The organism is Acinetobacter sp. 25-47-130, assembly GCF_056779705.1.
Genome location: NZ_JBWYII010000008.1, coordinates 96,392 through 117,464 on the forward strand (window position 1 = coordinate 96,392; position 21,073 = coordinate 117,464).

Annotated in this window: 20 protein-coding genes; 10 read left to right on the forward strand and 10 right to left on the reverse strand. The window is 38.3% G+C overall.

Annotated elements, in window-relative coordinates:
- Position 1: 1 nt before the first annotated feature.
- The 4 genes from AC1M83_RS10515 to sdsA all read right to left on the reverse strand — a co-directional run bounded on the left by AC1M83_RS10515 (position 2) and on the right by sdsA (position 5,094).
- Positions 2–1,243 carry an efflux RND transporter periplasmic adaptor subunit gene (locus tag AC1M83_RS10515; protein WP_481590629.1) on the reverse strand — a complete coding sequence of 414 codons (1,242 nt, stop codon included), beginning with the start codon at positions 1,241–1,243 and terminating at the stop codon, positions 2–4.
- Positions 1,243–1,878: a phosphatase PAP2 family protein gene (locus tag AC1M83_RS10520; RefSeq protein WP_035267854.1), complete on the reverse strand. Its 636-nt coding sequence runs from the start codon at positions 1,876–1,878 to the stop codon at positions 1,243–1,245. Before AC1M83_RS10520 ends, AC1M83_RS10515 begins: the two co-directional genes overlap by 1 nt.
- 163 nt (positions 1,879–2,041) lie before the next feature.
- Positions 2,042–4,093, reverse strand: coding sequence for a site-specific recombinase (locus AC1M83_RS10525; protein ID WP_180027964.1), 2,052 nt, complete (start codon positions 4,091–4,093; stop codon positions 2,042–2,044).
- 23 nt (positions 4,094–4,116) lie between these two features.
- On the reverse strand, positions 4,117–5,094 hold the full coding sequence (sdsA, locus tag AC1M83_RS10530) for an All-trans-nonaprenyl-diphosphate synthase (RefSeq protein WP_035267858.1): 978 nt from the start codon (positions 5,092–5,094) through the stop codon (positions 4,117–4,119).
- A 407-nt stretch (positions 5,095–5,501) separates the two neighbouring features.
- Between sdsA and rplU the strand changes: the two genes are divergently transcribed.
- The 5 genes from rplU to serS all read left to right on the forward strand — a co-directional run bounded on the left by rplU (position 5,502) and on the right by serS (position 9,286).
- A complete protein-coding gene (gene rplU, locus AC1M83_RS10535) occupies positions 5,502–5,813 on the forward strand; it encodes a 50S ribosomal protein L21 (protein ID WP_035267860.1) in 312 nt (103 codons plus the stop codon).
- Positions 5,814–5,832: 19 nt separating this feature from the next.
- On the forward strand, positions 5,833–6,090 hold the full coding sequence (rpmA, locus tag AC1M83_RS10540; protein ID WP_035267862.1) for a 50S ribosomal protein L27: 258 nt from the start codon (positions 5,833–5,835) through the stop codon (positions 6,088–6,090).
- Between the two features lie 217 nt (positions 6,091–6,307).
- A complete protein-coding gene (lolA, locus tag AC1M83_RS10545; protein ID WP_035267863.1) occupies positions 6,308–7,006 on the forward strand; it encodes an outer membrane lipoprotein periplasmic chaperone LolA in 699 nt (232 codons plus the stop codon).
- A 110-nt stretch (positions 7,007–7,116) separates the two neighbouring features.
- Positions 7,117–7,902, forward strand: a complete 786-nt coding sequence (locus tag AC1M83_RS10550; RefSeq protein WP_481590630.1) for an RsiV family protein — start codon at positions 7,117–7,119, stop codon at positions 7,900–7,902.
- 112 nt (positions 7,903–8,014) lie between these two features.
- Positions 8,015–9,286, forward strand: coding sequence for a serine--tRNA ligase (gene serS, locus AC1M83_RS10555; RefSeq protein WP_035267865.1), 1,272 nt, complete (start codon positions 8,015–8,017; stop codon positions 9,284–9,286).
- A 52-nt stretch (positions 9,287–9,338) separates the two neighbouring features.
- On the opposite strand, the gene AC1M83_RS10560 is transcribed toward serS, so the two are convergent.
- From AC1M83_RS10560 to AC1M83_RS10580, 5 genes are all read right to left on the reverse strand, one after another.
- Positions 9,339–10,358, reverse strand: a complete 1,020-nt coding sequence (locus AC1M83_RS10560) for an AraC family transcriptional regulator (RefSeq protein WP_481590631.1) — start codon at positions 10,356–10,358, stop codon at positions 9,339–9,341.
- Positions 10,359–10,514: 156 nt separating this feature from the next.
- Complete coding sequence (locus AC1M83_RS10565) at positions 10,515–11,357, reverse strand: hypothetical protein (protein WP_257219853.1); 843 nt, start codon at positions 11,355–11,357, stop codon at positions 10,515–10,517.
- A 60-nt stretch (positions 11,358–11,417) separates the two neighbouring features.
- The gene (locus AC1M83_RS10570) at positions 11,418–12,503 is read right to left on the reverse strand and encodes an LLM class flavin-dependent oxidoreductase (protein ID WP_481590632.1); all 1,086 of its coding nucleotides are present in this window, start codon (positions 12,501–12,503) and stop codon (positions 11,418–11,420) included.
- Between the two features lie 30 nt (positions 12,504–12,533).
- A complete protein-coding gene (locus AC1M83_RS10575) occupies positions 12,534–13,055 on the reverse strand; it encodes a flavin reductase family protein (RefSeq protein ID WP_179997732.1) in 522 nt (173 codons plus the stop codon).
- Between the two features lie 45 nt (positions 13,056–13,100).
- The gene (locus AC1M83_RS10580; protein WP_035267873.1) at positions 13,101–14,351 is read right to left on the reverse strand and encodes a dienelactone hydrolase family protein; all 1,251 of its coding nucleotides are present in this window, start codon (positions 14,349–14,351) and stop codon (positions 13,101–13,103) included.
- Positions 14,352–14,550: 199 nt separating this feature from the next.
- Here AC1M83_RS10580 and cysG point away from each other — a divergent pair, with 199 nt between their 5' ends.
- The 4 genes from cysG (at position 14,551) to AC1M83_RS10600 (ending at position 19,312) form a co-directional block, all read left to right on the forward strand.
- Positions 14,551–15,936, forward strand: a complete 1,386-nt coding sequence (gene cysG, locus AC1M83_RS10585; protein WP_481590633.1) for a siroheme synthase CysG — start codon at positions 14,551–14,553, stop codon at positions 15,934–15,936.
- A gap of 28 nt (positions 15,937–15,964) precedes the next feature.
- Complete coding sequence (locus tag AC1M83_RS10590) at positions 15,965–16,444, forward strand: tRNA (cytidine(34)-2'-O)-methyltransferase (RefSeq protein ID WP_035267879.1); 480 nt, start codon at positions 15,965–15,967, stop codon at positions 16,442–16,444.
- 450 nt (positions 16,445–16,894) lie between these two features.
- Complete coding sequence (locus tag AC1M83_RS10595) at positions 16,895–18,229, forward strand: solute carrier family 23 protein (RefSeq protein ID WP_481590641.1); 1,335 nt, start codon at positions 16,895–16,897, stop codon at positions 18,227–18,229.
- Between the two features lie 108 nt (positions 18,230–18,337).
- Positions 18,338–19,312, forward strand: coding sequence for an isopenicillin N synthase family dioxygenase (locus AC1M83_RS10600; protein WP_481590634.1), 975 nt, complete (start codon positions 18,338–18,340; stop codon positions 19,310–19,312).
- Between the two features lie 59 nt (positions 19,313–19,371).
- Here AC1M83_RS10600 and AC1M83_RS10605 read toward each other — a convergent pair whose 3' ends face one another.
- Entirely contained in the window at positions 19,372–20,451 is a 1,080-nt protein-coding gene (locus AC1M83_RS10605) for a hypothetical protein (protein WP_481590635.1), read from the reverse strand.
- A gap of 167 nt (positions 20,452–20,618) precedes the next feature.
- Between AC1M83_RS10605 and AC1M83_RS10610 the strand changes: the two genes are divergently transcribed.
- Complete coding sequence (locus AC1M83_RS10610; RefSeq protein ID WP_481590636.1) at positions 20,619–21,071, forward strand: hypothetical protein; 453 nt, start codon at positions 20,619–20,621, stop codon at positions 21,069–21,071.
- The last annotated feature ends 2 nt before the right edge of the window (positions 21,072–21,073 follow it).

Genomic DNA, 21,073 nt, shown 5'->3' on the forward strand with positions numbered 1-21,073 from the left:
CTTATGCATTTGAAGTAGCTTTTTGTTCAGATTGAGCTGCTGGCTTTGCTTGTTGACCATCTTTGCCGGCTTGAGGTGCTGCAGCTTGAGGTTGATAAGGTTTAGCTACAACTTGTTGTTCAGGTTTAACTTTCGCCACACCATCTACAATGACCTTGTCACCTGTATTTAGACCTTTGGTCACAATCCAATCTTTACCTTGCACACCTGCAGTCTCAATTGGACGTACTTCAACTGCACCTTTCGCATTCACGATCATCGCAGTCGCTTGACCTGTTGGTGTACGGGTCACAGCCGCTTGAGGCACTAAAATCGCATTAGGAATTACACCTTGCACAATTTGAGCATTAGTGAACATTCCTGGCAATAATAATTGATTCGGATTTGAGAACACAGCACGTAGGGTAACTGTCCCTGTTTCTGGATTTACACTTGCATCAGAGAATGCAAGATTACCTTCAATAGGGTAGATGCTGCCATCTTCAAGTTTTAAACGAACTTTAGTATTGTTGCTGCGGTCGATGCTGCCTTGACTCAACTGTTGACGTAAACGAAGAAGCTCAGCACTTGATTGGTTGATATCGACATAGATTGGATCAAGCTGTTGGATTGTTACCAATGCTTCAGGTTGATTAGCCGTTACCAATGCACCTGCAGTCACACTAGAGCGACCTGATTGCCCTGAAATTGGTGAGCGAACAGTAGAATAACCTAAGTTAATCTGCGCATTTTTCACCGCTGCTTCTGAAGCTGCAACATCTGCTTGTGCCAATTTAACTTGTGCTTGTAGATCATCAAATTCTTGCTTAGACACAGCATTGATACCGACAAGTTGGCGATAACGGTCAGCTTTAACTTGAAGCGCATTGAGATTGGCTTTTTGACGAACTAAGGCTGCTTTTGCACTGTCTAGGTTCGCACGGTTGGTATTTGCGTCAATTTCGTACAGAGGTTGTCCTTCACGCACAAAACTACCTTCAGCAAACAGACGCTTTAAAATCACACCGCTTGCTTGCGGACGTACTTCAGAAATTTGATAGGCTGAAGTTCGACCCGAAAGCTCGACAGTTTGTTCAACACTGTGTGGTTGAGCAACGATGACACCAACTTCAGTTGGCGGCATTTGCTGTTGTGCAGCGGCTTGCTCTGCATCTTTTGGATCTTTGCTACAACCCACAAGTGCAATACTTGTTGCAAGAGCACAAGCAGTGAGGGCAGGGGCCCAAAGCTTTGCCGACATCATTATTCCACCTCGTTAGATTTTTCTCTAAAAATAATTGTTTGCTTTGCTATCCGTTGTGATAGGACTAACCACAGTATAGTCAGCCATATCAACGCAATACTCCAACCTGCAACAACATCTGTCGGGTAATGAGCACCGAGATAAACCCGTGAAAAACCCATGCCAACAAACCATATACAGGCAGCGACAAAAATGATTCTACTTTGATGATGGTTTCGAAAGATCATGATCATCAAACCAGCAATCACTGCTGCATAGAGACTATGTGCGCTTGGAAATGCGGCTCCATAAGTTTCAACGATTTGATAAATTGCATTTGGACGAGGTCGGTCGAAAGCATATTTGAGTAACCAGCCAAGACAGGCACCACCAACGAGACCAAGTGAGATAAATAGACAGTTAGCATATTGTTTTAATCGCCATTGCTGTAAGGTCCAAATCGCCACGCACATCAGCATGATCGGTAAACCGCCAACATGAGACAATAAAACCGCAATTCCATCTATGAGGGGATTGCGGTGTTGACTCATCCATGAAACAGCAGTGAGATCGAGCTGTTGTATCGTTGGAATATAGATTCCTATACTACTTATCGTTATTCCTAAACAACCTATTAAAATCAGTAAGTAAGGCATATAAAATAACCTAAGTTATATTATAGTGGCATACATTTATTGCATGAATGCGTCAAAGTGTACTCGCCAGTACACTTTTTTTCAAGTCAGTGTAAAAGCATAATTTATAGTAATTTCATTACAATGTGCATCTTATTTTTAGCACAAAAAATAACACAAATATCTAATGAGAAGATTTCTTTGGTGAAATTGGATCTTCGACCTCTAAAGGTTGTTTTGGGGGCCAGAAAAAGTCCATTGGTCGTGTAACAAAGTGAGTAAATACTAATTTTGCCAGAGGTTTCCATTGTTCAAAACGAACACGTCGTGCGCGTAATGCCACAATAATAGTGAGACTAAAGCTGACAAATAAGTTGGTCAAACCAATTAATAATACACCAAGGAATGAAACAATAATGAGTCCTATTTCAGGTGTGCCATTGATACTCAATAGGCCCTGCATAAAGTTTGCTGAAGCAAAGGCAATATGGCGAATATCTAAAGGCAGACCAAGAATAAAACCAATTGTCCCCATGCTGCCTAGCATGATTCCGAAAAGGAAATTCCCGGCTAGTGCGCCTAAATTACGTTCAATATAGTTTGCAAACTTTTCCAGTCTGTCAGCACCTAGCCAGTTTTTTAAGCGATGATGTGCTTTTAAGCGAGGTCCGACTTTACGATACACTGCCATGTTGTCGAAGTAACCTGCGATCAAACCAGATAAAAATAGACATACACCTGCAATAGCTGCATGTGGGACTGCTAGGGATGTAAAAGGATTTAAACTATGAAGTAAATATGTTGCTTTACTGTGATTGAGTAATTGTTCACCCAAAATCAACGGCCACATCATGGTGATCAATGCTGCAACCGGGATTGCAATGGAAATATTGCCGAGAATAGCGACAAACTGCGTACGGATAATATTGATAATCAGTGCAGCAAGTTCTGCGATTTGTGCAGTTCGAGACCCTTTCTTTTGTTGAACTGTCGCGGCTAGGGCAGCTGCAGTCATAGCAGGTTGTTTGGTTGCAACCGTAAAATGGAGTACATGGATCAACATGAAACCTAATGCATAGTTCATGCTATACGCGAAGGCTTGCATGATAGGTGCCATGGCGATGCGCGCAGTGAGAATCTTCAAGGTCGCCATGATAGCGATAATGACGCCTGCACCTGCGGCTGATTTGTACATACTGAAGAAACCAGCTTTATTGGTACTTACATAATGTTCGCCTGTTTTACTGGCATTTTCAGTGACTTGTAATGCGATTAATTCACTGTTTGTTTTTAAAAGCTCTCGAACACTTCGCTCCTCATAGTGAGCCGCAACTAAATCTTGACATAACTCAGCTAGTGCTAAGTATTGAACTTTTCCAGTTTCTGTCAATAAGTTCAGTAATAGTTCAATACGATCTAAACATTGTTCAAGCAAAGACAATAAATAAGTGAGACTTAAACTCACCCCAATTCTTTTCGTAGCACGACGAATCTTCAAAACGACATCGCGGCACTGCTCGATCATCACCAAAGCCTGGTTGGCGTCGGGTACGACCATTTCAGTAAGATCATCAGCTTCACTATAATGTTTTTTGTATAGCTCAATAAATTCAATGATTTCACGATTCTGCACCAAAAAAGGTGACTCATATTCAGTCAGTTCTGGTTGTGCATTAATGAACTCAGGATAAAGTCCAATACCGCTGATACGGTAAGATAAAACTGTAATGGCTTTAATCATGTCGCGTTTGATGCCAAATTTTGCATCTAAGCTGCCATTACTTTGATTGACAATCTGAAAAAACTGAATCCATTGCTGATCTTCAATATTTTCTAGCCAATATTTATCGCTACGTAAATGAAAGACACGGAAGACTAAATCTTTTAGATCAGTTTCATCGGTCAAAAGGGGAAGAACATGCGCTCCCATTCGTTGACCCAACTGATTCCAAAAACCATCTAGAGAAAGAATCCCACTGTCCGCATAAATAGTGGTTTGTTTATAGCGATTGATCAGATGAACGATATAGGCTTGAAAAGTGGTGGCAGCAGTCGGCGTAATTAATAACGCTTGTATCAACGCCTGAAATTTTTGATTAATTTCTTCTAGGTTATAACTGTCTGATGGACGGATGCGATTAACGAGTTCAATGAGTATGTTTTCGTCTGGAGCAGCTTGATGATGGTCAAGTTGCTCCTGCATTTGTTTAAAAAGATCATTAAAGTTTATATGCATACGCAAATTTTTTTAGTTGAAGTTTATTGGATTCGATCTAATGCTAATTGCGCCAAATTATCAAGCGCTTGACGATAAATACTTTCAGGCAGTTGTAACAATGCCTCACGAGCTGCTGTAGTTTCTTCAACAGCACGTTCGCGACAGTAATCTAGTGCACCAGAGTTTTGAACAATCTGAATCACTTGATCCAAATGTTCAGTACCACCTGTAGTGATGCTACGACGGATAATATCGTGCTCTGCTCCAGAAGTTTTTTGTAGAGCAGCAATCAGTGGCAGTGTTGGCTTACCTTCCATTAAGTCATCGCCAATATTTTTACCAAGTGTTTCTGCGTCAGAGGTGTAATCGAGTATGTCATCTATGATTTGAAATGCATTCCCGAAATGACCTGCGTATTTTCTGAGTGCTTCACGATATTGATGTTGATTGGCAAGAATCGCAGCGCCTTCAGTCGCCAATTCAAACAAACGAGATGTTTTGCCGTGAATAATATCTAAATAAGTCGCTTCAGTGGTTTCAGGTTGATGTTGAGATTGCAGTTGAAGTACTTCTCCTTCAGCAATTTCACATGTTCCTGTTGAGAAGTCTTTTAATAACACCATATTGTTCAAATCTACGAGCAAATCGAAAGCTCTAGAAATCAGGAAGTCTCCAACGAGGACAGCGGTTTGGTTATTCCATGTTGCATTCGCTGTAGGACGACCACGGCGTAACCCAGACTCATCTACGACATCATCATGTACCAGTGTAGCGGTATGCAGCATTTCAATAATTGCAGCTAACTTTTGGGCATGCTCTAGGTTAGTTTCACCGCAAGCGCGAGCAGCCAATAAACACATAATAGGACGCATGCGTTTACCACCTGCCTCAACCACATGTTTGCTGACTGACATCACCAAAGCAACTTTAGAGCTGATTCCTTCATTAATAAGTTGGTCCATCGCAGCAAAGTCTGTAGCAACAGGTGCGAGAATGTCTTGCTTAAAATCGATGGCCATAACAATGAAGTCCTTATACAAACAGTAGATGTTACTCAGCTAGTGTAACAATTTAAGTGAAAGTTTTGGTCGCTTTGCCACATGAATATGCATGATTTTCTTAATGTTGTTCAGTTTCTATTCATGTTTGTGATTTAATCTTCATAATACCAATAAAACTTGATACGTTATTTGATATTCGAAGTAGTTCATTTTGTGAATAAATATAGTTTAATCAATCAGCAAATTGTTATTTTCATGTAAGAAATAGATATTTCGGGATGAAAGTTAACTTTTAGACAAAAGACCTTGTTGTTTATTTCATTATCACTTAAAATCCTTGCCCTTGAATAACCCCCAGTGGCGTTCGTTTTAAGATCGATATATTCCTTTATCGGCACGACGACACGGGTCTGTTGGAGTACATTATGTACGCAGTAATCCAAAGCGGTGGTAAACAACACCGTGTTGTTGAGGGTGAAACCCTTAAAGTTGAATTATTGAAAGCTGAAACTGGTTCTACTATTACGTTTGATGACGTATTAATGTTAGTGAACGGTGATAGCATTCAAATTGGTGCTCCAGTTGTTGCTGGTGCTAAAGTAACTGCTGAAGTAGTTAGCCATGGTCGTCACGACAAAATCCGCATCATCAAAATGCGTCGTCGTAAACACTATCGTAAACAACAAGGTCACCGTCAATGGTTCACTGAGTTGAAAATTACAGCTATTTCAGGCTAATTACGAGGAGTAAATAGACATGGCAACTAAAAAAGCCGGTGGTTCGACACGTAACGGTCGTGACTCAAATCCTAAAATGTTAGGTGTTAAAATGTTCGGTGGTCAAGCTGTGACTGCTGGTAACATTATCGTTCGTCAACGTGGTACAGAGTTCCACGCTGGTGCTAACGTTGGTATGGGTCGTGACCATACTTTATTTGCTACCGCTGATGGCGTGATCAAATTCGAAGTTAAAGGTCAATTTGGCCGTCGTTATGTATCTGTTGAAACTGTATAAGTTTTATCAGGCATAACCAAAAAACCCACTCTTGAGTGGGTTTTTTTATATCTGAAAGAAAGTTTTTGAACTGAAGTGAATCTTCATAATGATGAAGTATTTTCAACAATTTAGCTAAATAATAATACAAAAGTTCTTATTTTCTCAATTATTAGCGATCAAATTTGGTTTAAGATGACTCCATATCAAATGATGATCAATAACAAAAGGTGGGATCATGACAATGCTTCGTAAAACGATTGGTGCAATTACAATGAGTGCTGCAATGATGGCACCAGTCGCAAGCACTCAAGTTTTCGCAGCGCCAGTGGCTGCTTCGGAGCAACAAGCGACCGCAAACTTGGTTCGTCAATTAAACGGAATAAAAAGTTTAACGGCAAATTTTGAACAAACAACGAAAGCAACTAAATCTAGTAAAGCACCACAAAAACAAGGTTTGAGTGCTCAACATATGAATCAGACTTTTACTGGGGTGATGAAAGTTGCTCGTCCAGGTAAGTTCTATTGGGAAACTACAGCACCAGCAAAACAAACAATTGTGACTTCTGGAAAGATGATTTGGATCTATGACCCAGATCTACAGCAGGCAATTCGTCAAAATATGGATGAGCAAGTTGCCAATACACCAGCATTATTATTGTCTGGTAATACCAACCAAATTATGCAGTCATATCGTGTAACACAGCCAAATAAAGCTAAAACTTATTACACGTTATATCCTAAGCAGAAAGATGGTGCCTTTCAGAGTCTGACCATTAGTTTCGGTGCAAATAAAGCGCCAAGCTTAATGATTTTAGAAGATTCATTAGGACAAACTACACACGTTAAATTTAGTAATGTGAAAGTGAATGCAGGTATTCCGGATTCAACATTTAACTTTACACCGCCTAAAGGCACAGACATTATCGACCAATAATATAAAAGCAGCGTTTATCGCTGCTTTTTTTAACTACAAATTTCAACTGAATTCATGTCATCTAGAATTTATAGTCTCTGTGTTAAACACTCATTTTTATTGGAGGCTATATGCTAAAACACATGAATCGGTTTGGAAAATTGAGTGTTATTTGTGCATCAATGATCATGTTAGGCGCTTGTCAGCCTAAATCTGATGCAGAAATTAAAAAAAGCAATGAGACTGCTGCGCAAGCAAAACAATCAGAATCTTGGTATATCGAATCGGAGAACGTCGAATTAAAGCCTAAACAGAAGCAAGTATGCGATGAGGCAGGGTGTACAGAATATTCATTCCAAACGGTTGAAACTAATCATCCGTGGATTAATACGTATTTTAAAAATCGGATAGAAAAAGCAGACCCTATACCATTCCAATCGGCTACTAAGAGCTCAGAGACTAAAACTGTTGATCCGCTGAAGTTGAGTCAAAGTCAGACTGTGGTACGTTATTTAAGTCAACATCAGAATATAGCGAGTTTTGAATATCTGAGCTATGTATATCCTGCTGGTGCAGCACATGGGATGTACCATAAAGAATATGTTCATTTCGATTTAAAAACTAAAAAAAGAATAGCACTACAAGATTTAATTGTGAAAGGTCAAAATAAAAAGCTATTAGAAACACTTTATAGTGCTAATAGTATGTGGCTTACAGATCACAATATTGAACAAGATAAACTCGAATTAAGCGACAATTTCTATTACGGAGTTGATGGTATCGTCTTTGTTTATCCGCTGTATGAGCTCGCGTCCTATGCTGAAGGAATGTCTGAACTCACTTTACCTTATGTGAGTGTGAATGGTTTGATACAGTCAGAATATCTTCCAAATCTACCCAAACTCACTGCTGAGTAATTGACTCTATTTTAATTTGATTCAATAAGCTTCAGCTGTCAGCGCTTCGACTGTATTTTTTTTAACGAAGCGCTTACACTATAGGCAGTTTTTTTCCCTGAAAAGATTAACCATGATCGACCCGAAATTACTTAGAAATAATATAGAGGCTGTAAATTTAGCCTTAGCTAAACGTGGCGTGCAACTCAACGTAGAAGAATGGGCATCTTTAGAGGCTCGTCGTAAAGAAATTCAGTCTAAGACTGAAGCTTTACAAGCAGAACGTAATTCGGGTGCTAAACAAGTTGGTCAAATCAAAAAAGCAGGTGGTGATGCCTCTGAAATCATGGCTCGTATGAGCGCGATCGGAGATGAAATTAAAGCCGCTGAGCTTGCGTTAACAGAACTACAAGCTGAAATTGAAGCAAAATCACTTTCTATTCCAAACCTACCTCATGAGTCGGTGCCAGAGGGCAAAGATGAGAATGACAACGTTGAAATTTTAAAATGGGGTACGCCTCGTGAATTCAACTTTGAAATTAAAGATCACACTGATCTTGGTGAGTGGATGGGTGGACTCGAGTTCGAAACAGCGACTAAGTTAACAGGTACTCGTTTCAGTGTGCTCAAGGGTCCGCTTGCACGTTTACAACGTGCACTAACGCAGTTCATGTTAGATACTCATACATTGAAAAATGGCTATACAGAAGCTTATGTACCGTATTTAGTGAATGCTGATTCATTACGTGGAACTGGTCAGTTGCCTAAATTTGAAGAAGATTTGTTCAAGCTTCAAGGTGACAAAGAATATTACTTGATCCCAACTGCTGAAGTGCCTGTGACCAATTTTGTGCGTGATGAGATTATTGATCCTGAGCGTCTACCATTGAAATATGCTGCTCATACACCTTGTTTCCGTAGTGAAGCTGGTTCTTATGGCCGTGATACACGTGGTTTGATTCGTCAGCACCAATTTGACAAAGTAGAAATGGTTCAAATTGTTAAACCTGAAGACTCTATGCAAGCATTGGAAGAGTTGACAGGGCATGCTGAGGGTATTTTACAGGCGCTTGGATTGCCATATCGTAAAATCATCTTATGCGGTGGTGATATGGGCTTTGGTGCAACGAAGACTTATGACTTAGAAGTTTGGGTACCAAGCCAAAATACCTATCGTGAAATTTCATCGTGTTCAAACATGGGGGATTTCCAGGCTCGTCGTATGAAAGCTCGTTACCGTGCTGATCAAAAGAAAACAGAGTTTGTTCATACTTTGAATGGTTCAGGTTTAGCAGTTGGTCGTACTTTGCTCGCGGTGATGGAAAACTATCAACGTGAAGATGGTTCGATTGAGATTCCTGAAGTCTTACGTCCTTATATGGGTGGACAAAATTTTATCGATTAATCGATAAAACACAAAAAAGCTAACTCAATTGAGTTAGCTTTTTTTTAGTGTTTTAATGAATGAGTTGAGCACTGCCTGTTTGCCTTTCAATAATTTTTTTTAAGGTCTCACTCGGTTTTTCCCCAAATGCATCTTTATACTCAAGTGAAAAACGACCTAAATGTGTAACACCCCATTTATAAGCAATTTCAGTAATATTAATTTTATGCGTAGACTGTGAAATTTCATTATAAATACATTTAAGTCGGTAATGGCGTATATAAGCATTTGGACTGCATTTTAAATATTTTTTGAAAATTGTATTCAGCTTTTTTTTGCTTAATCCAGATGCATATTCTAAATCTGAAATTTCAATTTTTTGATGTATATTTTTTTGTATGAATTCTAATAAGCGAGTAAAGAAGTCAGGATAATCTAAAGTATTTTTATAAATTAAATCACTATAGTTATTGGGTTGAGATAATAATAATGACTTCACGATAATATATTCAAAATCTGAGCGCATTTCTTGAAAAAATGAAGTATTGGTAAAATTGTTTGTGAAATTTTTAATACTGTCAATTAAATCCCACCATGCTTTAATTTTCGGGTTGTTTTGATCCATCACATTTTGAAATACCAAAGGTTCGGTAACTGGCTGAGAGATTAAATCTGAAAGTATTTTTTCAACAAAAGTCTTTGAAAAAGAAATGAATGTTTGCACACAGTCTTTGTCAATAATTAGTTCAAATTTATCTTCAGGTGAAACAATGGATGCTTGATCATAACAGGCGTAAAAAGTTTGACCATCTTTTTTAAATAGTGGTCGCCCATTTTTAGGGCGCGTTATACAAAAGTGGTTCATATTTTCATGCGTATGCGTTTTGAAAATTACATCTTTACCATATGTTAAATCCCCAATAATCATACGACCGATTTGCGATCCATTAAAACTAAAATCCAATGGTTCATATTGATTAAAATCGACTAAATCATGTGGGCCAATGATTAAATCAAGACAATGGTTGGCATCATGAATATTCTGCGTATGTGATTGAATCGTAGAAATAGACCTGTGTTGCTGGCTATACATAAATACCTCTATCCTTAGCTTGCTTATCATTACTTATGCAAAAATCAATCCATGATTTTGCTTTTTTTGTTTTATCTCAAATAAATAAATTAATCTAAAATAGTAGAATATAAAAATACTCTTTTGGTACTAAATTAGATTAATTTGATATGTTATTTAAAAGTGGTAAGCGACACGTAACATAGGGCTACTCGCGGTCGCTCCTGAACCAGCAACACCAGATGCATCATTACCATATTTATTTTTCCAGTATTGATAAGCAATCCCAGCTTTCAATTTTGGTTGATTGGCAGATTTATCTTTAAGTAAAGAATACATTAAAGACATGTCTACAAAGATTTCACTGGCGGTAGGCTCACCAAAAGGATCTTTCCCTTTGGTACTCATCCAAACACCTATGCCTTGATAATTCCAATTCGATTGCATAATAGGAAAATCCCAAAGCACTTGAAGTGCTAAGTAAGGATCATAGGTATATTTTTTACTCAGTACATTAGCATCATTGCTCTCGTAATAGCCTAGCAAACTGAGATTAAGATAGCCTGGTGTATTTAATGTAACACTTGGACCAGCAACATACATTTGTCGATTTGAACCATAATCATCATTCTTTGTATTCCAGTCAAAACCTACTGTAAAACCATATGTCTTGAACCAACTAGAATCATTCAGTTTGTGTTGCGTGATACTTGGGATATCTAAGGTATGACGATAAATTGCATATGCCTCTTGAGCTCCTCGACCAGAAGCTTTGTTTGCATTTGGTTCAGCTGAGGATTGATGCATATTGAGTTGAAAAAAATTGGTGCCATATTTATAGCCGCTTAGGTGTACAAGACTAAAAATATATTTGTCAAAATCACCGTCTTTAAATGGTTCTGAGAAATCTTGACCATAACTGACAGCCAGTGAAGTATCACTCCAATTTGCCGCTTGAACTGCAGTGCCTAATGCAAAGCAGATTGATCCAGTGAATAACCCCTTTAAAATATAATTCACAGCTAAATTCCCTCTTAAAATAAATAAGCCGACAGTGAAACTGTCGGCTTAAGTGGTGGATTAACGAATATTATGCTTTTCCAAAATTGGTAAAACATGATCACGGAAATACGGAAATTCGCGGCTATAATCGAGGAATGAAAGTGTCGTTCCTCTAAAACCAGCTTCATTTAAATCTAAAATACCTTGCGCAACTTGTTCAGGTGTACCGACTAATGGAAAGCCACCATGGCCTACACTCATTGCATCACGTATCGATTGTTGAACCTCTTTTGGGAAACTTTGAGCATGTGCAAACATTAAGCTCATCAGATTGTCAACGGCAACAGTATCAGCATTGTTTAATTGACGATCCCATTCTGCTTTGGCTTCCTCTTGTGTAGGTCTGCAAATGACATGGGAAAAGGTCATCACATTGACTTCTCGGTTTACGTCGCGACCTGCTTGTTTAAGCTCATCAATTTCAATCTTGCTTCTGCCCAAATCTGAAGCTGGTGTAAAAAGAAAGTCCGCATTATTAACGGCAAATTCACGTCCATTTTTTGAACCAGCAGCATTGAAGATAGGCGGATGTACAAGTGGTTTTGGTTTTCCATAAGTTCCTTTGGTTTTGAAAAACTTACTTTCAAAATCAAATTTTTCTTCACTGGTCCATACTTTTTTAATCAGGTCATACCAGTCTTGCGCATAACCATAACGAGTTTCGTGATCATCAGGTAAATGTAGACCGAGTGCTTCATATTCAGGTTTATTCCAGCCTGCAACAATGTTGAGTCCAATACGACCTTGACTAATCTCAGATAGCGTTGCAATCTGCTTGGCAACTACAACTGGATGATTGGGGACGGTCTGAATTGTCGCAAAAACTGTAATGTCTTTGGTTAAAGCCAATAATGCGGCCGCCCAAGTCATGGTCTCTAAAATTGTTCCCTGAAAGTCTGTTTCACCGCCATAGCCTGTAAAGCGAGCAATCGGTAACATGAAGTCGATACCAGCTTCATCTAGCATTTTTCCAAGTTCGAGATTCTTTTCCCAGCTCGCACTCCATCGATCTTCAAGAGTTGAAATGGTCATTCCACCTGAGCAGTTAGAAGCAAATGAGCCGAGTAGAAAGCGATTATCATTGAAAAAGTGATGTTGATTCATTTTAAAAAATCCTTAAATTTCGTGAATTCGCTATACACCAGCAAATGCTTGATGAAGATTTGCTTGTTTATATTGCCCGTTATGGAACACCAATGGATTTCCAAGCTGATTACGGCAGGCTTCAATTTGCCCCACAATAATGTAGTGATCCCCAGCTTCATGAAGCTCATACTGACGACAAACAAAAGTGGTTAAGGATTTATTTAGAATGGGGATGCCCATATACTCATCAACGTCATCTAAGCCTTCGAATTTGTCATCAGAAGATTTTGAGAAATGCTTAGACTCTTGATACTGATCTTCACTCAAGATATTGATGGCAAAATATTCTGCCTGTTTGAAATCTTCGAAATGTGTCGCAGATTTTGCGATGTTCCATAAAATTAAAGGTGGATCAAGCGATACAGAAGTAAATGAGTTCGCTGTCATTCCAATTTTTTTATGATTTGAATCTAATGCAGTTACTACTGTAATCCCAGTTGCATACTGACCTAAGAGTTGGCGTAACGAGCGTTGCTCCAACTGTATTACAGGTGTCATTTCATTTAACATGATCATAATCCTTCATCTTAATTCTGATTGTCAGAATGAGTTCCTTTATTCGCCAATCGGTTTATTTTCACTGGATGGCCAAGTTGGCATCAGTTCATTTGAGGGTAAAGTTTCATCTAAAAGTTTCTTGGCAGTTTCAACACCTGCAACAGGTAGTCCAGTTGGATCTAATACGCCAATTTGCACCAGTAAACTTGCCTGATCCCAATAGATATGCTCATGACATAGTTTCGGTCCACGGAACTTGATAATGCCGAGCATTGGAATCTCTACATATTTTCCCGTCGGTTTAATTCCAGGAATTAACCAATCAATTTCCTCATCATGAGTAAAACTCATAATGAATTCATCAACGACTTGAGTTGCGCCTACAGTTCGTGAAATAGGCGTCAGTTTCATATCTTTTGGATTGTTATGAACAAAATGGTATTGATAGAAGCGAGCTAATTGTTTGTAGCCGACGCCACCTGTCAATGTTGGAATGTGATTGACATAAGGCTCTGCCACCATTGTTGCCATCGTGTCTGGAACATTTCGAGTGTCAAATTCAAATCGAACATGCTCTTCCCATAGCGCAGCAAGGTCGTAATTTGGTCCTATTGCTTTGCGTAAAGCTGTAATGGTTCTTTCATGTGCCATGAGTGCACTAGGCTTGTGATAATGCATACTCTGTGGGCGAGCAAAGGCATGATCAACATCTGGATAAATATATGTTTCGACTTTTGAGTTATTTTGCAGAGCAAGTAGGATTTGATCACGAGTGTTAGAATCACAGAACTGATCTTGTTCAGCAAAATGAAGAACCAGTTTGGATTGAATGTTGACTGCTTCTTCTAGGTTTTGCTCGATTCCTACACCGTAGTAAGAAACAGAACACTTTAAATCTGGAATGCGGCAAGCTGCGAGATATGCCAATTTACCGCCTAGGCAGTATCCGACCAATCCAGTACCTGCATCTTGATCAACTGTTTCAAGGGATTTGAGTGTTTCAATTGTAGATTTGATATCCTCAATACCCAGATCTTGATTAAATTGAGTATATAAGTCATATGCTTTTTGAAAGTCTTCTTCGGTATAACCGAGTTCTACATTAGGTTGAATACGCCAAAATAAATCAGGAACAATAACGGTATAACCTTCTTCAGCCAAAAAGTCTGCCTTTTGACGCATAACTTCATTAACACCGAAAATTTCCTGACATAACACAAGACCAGGACCTTTACCTGCTTCAGGTACTGAAAGATATGCTTTAAACGAACCTGCTGATGAATGTACATCAATATATGAACCAGCCATCTCGATAATCTCCTTTACTGTTGAACTTATCATCGGCATCAGCAGGATTTTTGACTATCCAAATAGAGTTCAAGTTTTATCCGTTTTAGGTCCCTTCATCGATATGCATCTGTTAAAAAAGCTACCACTTGCTTACTTTTAAGCAGCTTGAGTCGTGGAGAAGGTGCTAAAATAGAGTGGGCATATGAGGATCGATTCAGTGGATATTTTTCCAATTTCATTAAAATTGCAGCAGCAACCTTGTTTGATTGTCGGTGGAGGGCATATTGCATATCGCAAAGCACTGTTACTGCAAAAATCAGGAGCAAAAATTTCGGTTATTTCACCTGAGATTGAGGCGCAACTTTTAGAGATTGTCGAGAAAAGCTCTGGTCAATACATTCAAGCTCATTTTGAAGATCACGATTTAAAATTAAACGATTACCGTTTAGTGATTGCTGCCACAGATCAGCCTTTAGTGAATCAACAAGTTTTTGAAGAATGTGAAAACTTAAATGTATTGGTGAATAGTGTTGATGATCCACCACATTGCCGATTTATGGTCCCTGCAATTGTTGATCGCTCTCCACTTGTTATTTCAATTGCGAGTAATGGGACATCCCCAGTATTGTCCAGACAGATTAGAACTCAACTTGAGACTGTAATCCCGCATGGAGTCGGAACATTAGCTAAAATCTCTGGTGAATGGCGACAACGTGTAAAACAAAAAATTGAAAATCCTGATGAACGCCGTATCTTTTGGGAAGAGCTGTATGCTGGACCTTTCAAAGAGCGTGTATTTAATAATAATCTGGCTGAAGCAGAAAAAATTATTCATCAGTCTTTAATAGAATGGAACAAGCCCAAAGGTGAAGTTTATTTAGTTGGGGCTGGTCCAGGTGATCCCGAGCTTCTCACACTCAAAGCTTTAAGGTTGATGCAACAAGCAGATGTTGTGATTTATGACCGTTTAGTTTCTGGTGCTATTATGGAGTTATGCCGCCGGGATGCTGAAAAAATCTATGTGGGTAAAGCAAGGTCAAATCATGCTGTTCCACAAGAAGGTATTAATGCTTTACTGGTGAAATATGCGAATGAAGGCAAACGTGTCTGCCGTTTAAAAGGAGGAGATCCTTTTATTTTTGGGCGAGGTGGTGAGGAAATTCAAGAACTCTATGAGGCAGGAATTTCATTTCAGGTCGTTCCCGGAATTACCGCAGCATCAGGATGTTCAGCCTATGCGGGTATCCCTTTAACTCATCGTGATTACGCACAAAGTGTTCGCTTCTTGACTGGACATTTGAAGGAAGGTTCTCCTGAACTTCCGTGGAATGAACTCGTGTATGAACACCAAACATTGGTACTGTACATGGGGCTTGTTGGATTAGAAAAAATCTGTGAAAAGCTTATTCAACATGGTCAACGAGCAGACATGCCTGTTGCTTTAATTTCTAAAGGTACGACACCAGAACAAAAAGTTGTTGTGGGGGCTTTGGCAGATATCGCTTCGAAAGTGTTAGAAAATCAAATTCAGGCGCCAACTTTGACCATTATTGGTGAGGTGGTGAAATTAAGAGAACAGTTGAAATGGCAAGACGAACTGTAAAAGTCTGCTATAAAGTTGAGAAATTATTGTGATTCATGTTGTTTTATACGAACCAGAAATTCCTGCAAATACAGGAAACATTATCCGTTTATGTGCTAATACAGGAGCACAATTACATTTGGTCAAACCGCTAGGTTTTGAGCTGGATGATAAGAAGTTAAAGCGTGCTGGATTAGATTACCATGAATGGGCTCGCATGCAGATTTGGGATAATATCGAAGCTTGTCTGGAAAATCTAGCGAGTCAAGGTGTCGATCAAGATTCGATTTATCCTTTAACGACCAAAGGTACCGAAACACCACATACCTCGAATCTGAATAGACCCGTTGCTTTACTCATGGGGCCTGAAACGCGCGGACTACCTGAACATGTTCGTATGATGTTCCCAAAGCAACATTGGATTCGTTTGCCCATGGCGCCAAATTCTAGAAGCTTAAATTTATCTAATGCTACGGCAGTGATTGTTTATGAAGCATGGCGACAACAAGGATTTAAAGATTTAACTTAAGTCAGTAAGGTCATCGAAAGGTGACCTTTTTTAATGCATAAAAGTTTAGTAAAACTTGGCTAATATGATGAAATATTCATTAAGAATAAAATTAAAATAATGATTTTAAATACGATTTGATTGTATATTTCGGGAATCCAATTTTTTTGAGTAAAAGTCTAAAAAATATACAAAACGGTCAAATTTTTTCATTTGTTAATGAAATTAATATTTATATAAAACAATGTGTTAAGTTTGATTTTTGTTGATCTTAAACTAGCTGTCATCCAAACGAGATATTAGAAATTCGACCAATTGGTATATTTGTTGCTTAGTTAAAGTGAATATATGGTTCCGATAAATTTGATAGACGAACTGTGATTTGTACTTAAACGAAATGAATTTATCATTGTACAGTCAATGTCTAAAGATGTTCGACATTGGCTCACATTACCAATGGGGTGGTATGTGATGAAAGAGAATTGGTTTTCCAAATTTACTCCTTTTCAAGGGGATATTGAAAAAACTCCCGTTGCCATGAACGAGTACTTGCCTGCAGGACAAAGTATTGTACTTGGACTTCAACATACATTTGCCATGTTTGGTGCAACAGTGTTGGCACCGCTGCTCATGGGGTTTGATCCTAGTCTAACGATCCTGTTATCTGGTATTGGCACGATATTATTTTTCCTTATCACAGGTGGGAGAGTGCCAAGCTATCTTGGGGGGAGTTTTGCTTTTATTGGTGCTGTGATTGCTGTAACAGGCTATACCGGTTCAGGGTTAAATCCAAATATTGGGATTGCCTTAGGTGCAATAGTGGTATGTGGCATTTTCTATGCCTTGATGGGTTTGCTTGTAATGAAAACGGGTTCTCAATGGATGGAGAATCTTTTACCACCAGTTGTTGCTGGTGCAATCATTATGATAGTTGGATTAAATTTAGCACCTGGGGCGATTAAAGCTGTATCAGGTAATGAGTTTGATACATGGATGGCTTTGTTGACCGCAATGTGTATTGGCGGTGTCGCAGTATTTACAAGAGGAATGTTGAGACGATTATTGCTATTGGTGGGTTTGATAGTTTCGTATCTTGTATATTTTGTTTTAGCTAACATGATGGGAATGGGTAAACCAATCGATTTTAGCTCGGTTTCAAATGCGGCATGGTTTGGTTTACCAACTTTATATCAACCTGAATTTCAAATGAATGCAATTCTGCTGATTTTACCTATCGCATTTATTCTTATTGCTGAAAATCTTGCGCATTTCAAAGTTGTAAGTGAAATGACTGGCAAAAATATTACACCCTATATGGGGAGAGCATTTTTGGCAGATGGAGTATGTACCTCTATGTCTGGTGCTGTAGGAGGAACAGGATTAACTACATATGCAGAGAATATTGGGGTCATGGCGGCAACGCGTATTTACTCTACAGTGGTTTTTGTAATTGCGGGTATTGTCGCCATTATTCTGGGATTATCACCAAAATTTGGAGCACTCATTAGCACATTACCTGTCGCAATTTTGACAGGGACTTCAATGATTGTTTTCGGCTTAATTGTAATCGCTGGTGCGAAAATCTGGATCGAAAATAAAGTCGATTTTACTCAAAACGGCAACATTATTGTGGCATCAGTGACTGTGATTATGGGCGCAGGGAACTATTCGATTATGGTTAGTGGACTTGATCTCGGCGGCATTACAACGGCGACATTTGCGGGAATTATTCTAAATCTGATTTTTAATCGAGCTAAGCAAAAGCAGAATCAAATAGTAGCAGACGTTGTACCAGAAAAAACTTAAGTTTGAGACTTAGCTTTTAAGACAAATTTTAGTCAATCCTAAATTGTCGAAAGTTTCAGCAAGATAATGAAAATGTAAAAGATGTATACTTGATACAAGGGGATAAAAATGGGAATACCAGTAATTGATTTAGCAGGCGTAAATATAAACAAACCAGAAAGTGAGGCGACTAAACGTGCAGTTGCTGAACTGAGAAAAGCTGCGATGCATTCAGGTTTTTTCTATGTGAAGAATCATACAGTTCCTTTAGAAATGATGACGCGACAGTTTGCATTAGCAAAAGAATTATTGGCGCTTCCAGAAGATGTTAAGCAAAAATATGATGTACGTAATTTTTTTGGATTCCGTGGATTTGATAAACTAAATGGTCAGCAATTAGACCCTTACGGCAAGCCAGATTATAAAGAAGGGTTTTATTGTGGTCGTAATTATCCTCAAGATCATCCTTTTGCAATCGCTAAATATCAAAACTATGGTCCAAATCAGTGGCCTGAAGAATTACCTCAATGTGAATTGATTTGTCAGGAGTACATCGATGAAATGTATAAACTGGCAAATTTTCTGATGCAACTTTTGGCATTAACGTTAAATCTGCCATCGAACTATTTTGATGCTTCTAGTAAAGATCCTATGGGAACATTACGTATGTTGCGTTATCCACCTACACCTAGAGATGATGATGAAACATATGGCGTTGGCGCGCATACAGATTGGGGGTCAGTCACCATTTTGGCACAAGATCAAATAGGCGGATTAGAAGTGTGCATGCCTGACGGAGAGTGGGTTGCAGCACCACCAATTGAAGGAACATTTGTAGTTAATCTAGGTGATATGATTCCAAAATGGACCAATGGTCTATATCACTCCAATCCACATCGAGTAAAAAATAGTTTTTCAAATGGTGCTTATCGTTACTCAATTCCATTTTTTTATGAACCAGACTATCACGCTGTGATTGAGCCAGTTCCAGGAACATTGAAAGAAGGTGAATTACCTTTATATGCACCATGTACAGTAGGGGAGCATTTAGAAGAAATGTATAATCGTTCGTATAAAAAAGCGGAAGAGAATGCGGTAGCTTAAATATCGCGATACAAAAAAAGCATTATCAATATAATGCTTTTTTTAATTATTCTAATGATTTATGAGCGATATTGATTGATAAAGTCCTCAGAACTTAGTCCTTTTTTAGCATGATGAATTGATGCTCTTTCCGCATATATTTGTCTGATATAGCGTGCTACTTCGCAGCTATCTGCTAACATATTATATTTCCAACCCAAACCATAAGACCATAAATTAATATTATCCACGGTCATGATTTCAATATTTGTATCCTCATGATTTAAATAATGATCAATCATCTTGCGAATGACCTCTTTGGTGCAGCTTAATTTATATGCATGCCATTCATCATGGGGACACGCATTTTTTGGTGGCTGCCTAAATGGGTATTGAATGCCTCTTCCAGGGCGATTAAGACCGTGACCTTCCCATGGGCTGTATTCTTGGGACCATGTATTTAATGGCCCGTTTGGAACCGCAGGACGTATTTGCCCCCAATGCACCAAATTTTGATTTAACCAATCATCTGCAAAACTATCGCAGTTGAAAGGATCAAGTTTTCTAATCGCTTCTTGGTCATGTTGAAATGAGATATAAGATTCGATTGGATTTTCGATTTTGAAAATACAGTGGCTATAGTCCATCGCCATTTTAAATGGAATACCTTGATGATTGACTAAAGCTGCAACTCTTTCTACCCGGCGATAATCTTCAGACCAATTATCTACGTGATTTTCAAAGGTAATGGTTATACCCTTATTTAGGGCATACTCATAAAAATATAAATAGGCATCAGCAACTTGTTGATCATTAAGATAGTTGAATTTACTGTCTTTTGCTGCAAGCATAATGTTGTGGTATTTGGCGCCTACGGCACATGTAAGCTCGATATTTTCTTTGAATATTTTTTCATGTTCTCCCCAAATATAGCATCCGTAACCTGAATAAACTGGGATATTGTATTTTTGACTCCCTTTAATGTAATCATCAATCATTTCACGATGAGTCGGAATGTGATCGATAAAATCCCACACGCTCGATTCTGCAAGTAGGTCGAATTTTTCCATTATTGATGGTTCTTCAAGAGATACTGGATGCTCAAATGATGAGGCTTGTATGCCTAGTCCAGCACAGCCTAATGGAAACATTTTTTTCATAAATTCAATACCAAAAATATATAATTAAATCAGTGAATTGATAATGCAAAAAAAATGCCTTAATCCTTTAATATTTCAATCTATTACATTATTAAAATGGCTTTTTTAAAATATCAGTTGTCTAATACGAGCATAAATTTATCGAAATAAATTAGATACGGGGATGTATGATTAAAAACATTAAAAAATACAGCTATGGAATTATAGTAATCATCTGTGCAGGAATGACGACCTCTAAAGTAATGTCACAAAATGAAAATAAAGAACAAGCGGATTTAAATAATATTAATCCATTGACTCAACAGGAAATCGATCAAGCATTAGCTCAGATGAAAGTAAATATGTTCAAAAATTTGGAAAATTGGAGTACGGCGTTAAAACGAAATGATTTCGAGCGGACAGGAAAAAATTTGGTGTTAAAAAGTAAGAAACAGCTTGAATTATGTCATATATATCAAGCTTCTGTAGATGAAACATATTCTTTAGCGCAAAAAAATCGCCATCGTATGTCTATAGATGAACAGAAAATTGTGGATGATCGAAACAGGTTTATTGAGTATTTGGGATTCAAAGATAATCAAATTGATACTAAATTAGGTTTTAGTTGTCGATTAATTTAAAA

What these genes read in the sequence shown, in the direction of transcription:
- AC1M83_RS10605 (WP_481590635.1), bottom strand. Translation starts at nt 20,451, where the DNA reads ATGAAAAAAATGTTTCCATTAGGCTGTGCTGGACTAGGCATACAAGCC.
- AC1M83_RS10600 (WP_481590634.1), top strand. Translation starts at nt 18,338, where the DNA reads ATGGGAATACCAGTAATTGATTTAGCAGGCGTAAATATAAACAAACCA.
- AC1M83_RS10570 (WP_481590632.1), bottom strand. Translation starts at nt 12,503, where the DNA reads ATGAATCAACATCACTTTTTCAATGATAATCGCTTTCTACTCGGCTCA.
- AC1M83_RS10595 (WP_481590641.1), top strand. Translation starts at nt 16,895, where the DNA reads ATGAAAGAGAATTGGTTTTCCAAATTTACTCCTTTTCAAGGGGATATT.
- sdsA (WP_035267858.1), bottom strand. Translation starts at nt 5,094, where the DNA reads ATGGCCATCGATTTTAAGCAAGACATTCTCGCACCTGTTGCTACAGAC.
- serS (WP_035267865.1), top strand. Translation starts at nt 8,015, where the DNA reads ATGATCGACCCGAAATTACTTAGAAATAATATAGAGGCTGTAAATTTA.
- AC1M83_RS10525 (WP_180027964.1), bottom strand. Translation starts at nt 4,093, where the DNA reads ATGCATATAAACTTTAATGATCTTTTTAAACAAATGCAGGAGCAACTT.
- lolA (WP_035267863.1), top strand. Translation starts at nt 6,308, where the DNA reads ATGACAATGCTTCGTAAAACGATTGGTGCAATTACAATGAGTGCTGCA.
- AC1M83_RS10550 (WP_481590630.1), top strand. Translation starts at nt 7,117, where the DNA reads ATGCTAAAACACATGAATCGGTTTGGAAAATTGAGTGTTATTTGTGCA.
- AC1M83_RS10520 (WP_035267854.1), bottom strand. Translation starts at nt 1,878, where the DNA reads ATGCCTTACTTACTGATTTTAATAGGTTGTTTAGGAATAACGATAAGT.
- AC1M83_RS10575 (WP_179997732.1), bottom strand. Translation starts at nt 13,055, where the DNA reads ATGTTAAATGAAATGACACCTGTAATACAGTTGGAGCAACGCTCGTTA.
- rplU (WP_035267860.1), top strand. Translation starts at nt 5,502, where the DNA reads ATGTACGCAGTAATCCAAAGCGGTGGTAAACAACACCGTGTTGTTGAG.
- AC1M83_RS10515 (WP_481590629.1), bottom strand. Translation starts at nt 1,243, where the DNA reads ATGATGTCGGCAAAGCTTTGGGCCCCTGCCCTCACTGCTTGTGCTCTT.
- AC1M83_RS10610 (WP_481590636.1), top strand. Translation starts at nt 20,619, where the DNA reads ATGATTAAAAACATTAAAAAATACAGCTATGGAATTATAGTAATCATC.
- rpmA (WP_035267862.1), top strand. Translation starts at nt 5,833, where the DNA reads ATGGCAACTAAAAAAGCCGGTGGTTCGACACGTAACGGTCGTGACTCA.
- AC1M83_RS10580 (WP_035267873.1), bottom strand. Translation starts at nt 14,351, where the DNA reads ATGGCTGGTTCATATATTGATGTACATTCATCAGCAGGTTCGTTTAAA.
- AC1M83_RS10560 (WP_481590631.1), bottom strand. Translation starts at nt 10,358, where the DNA reads ATGTATAGCCAGCAACACAGGTCTATTTCTACGATTCAATCACATACG.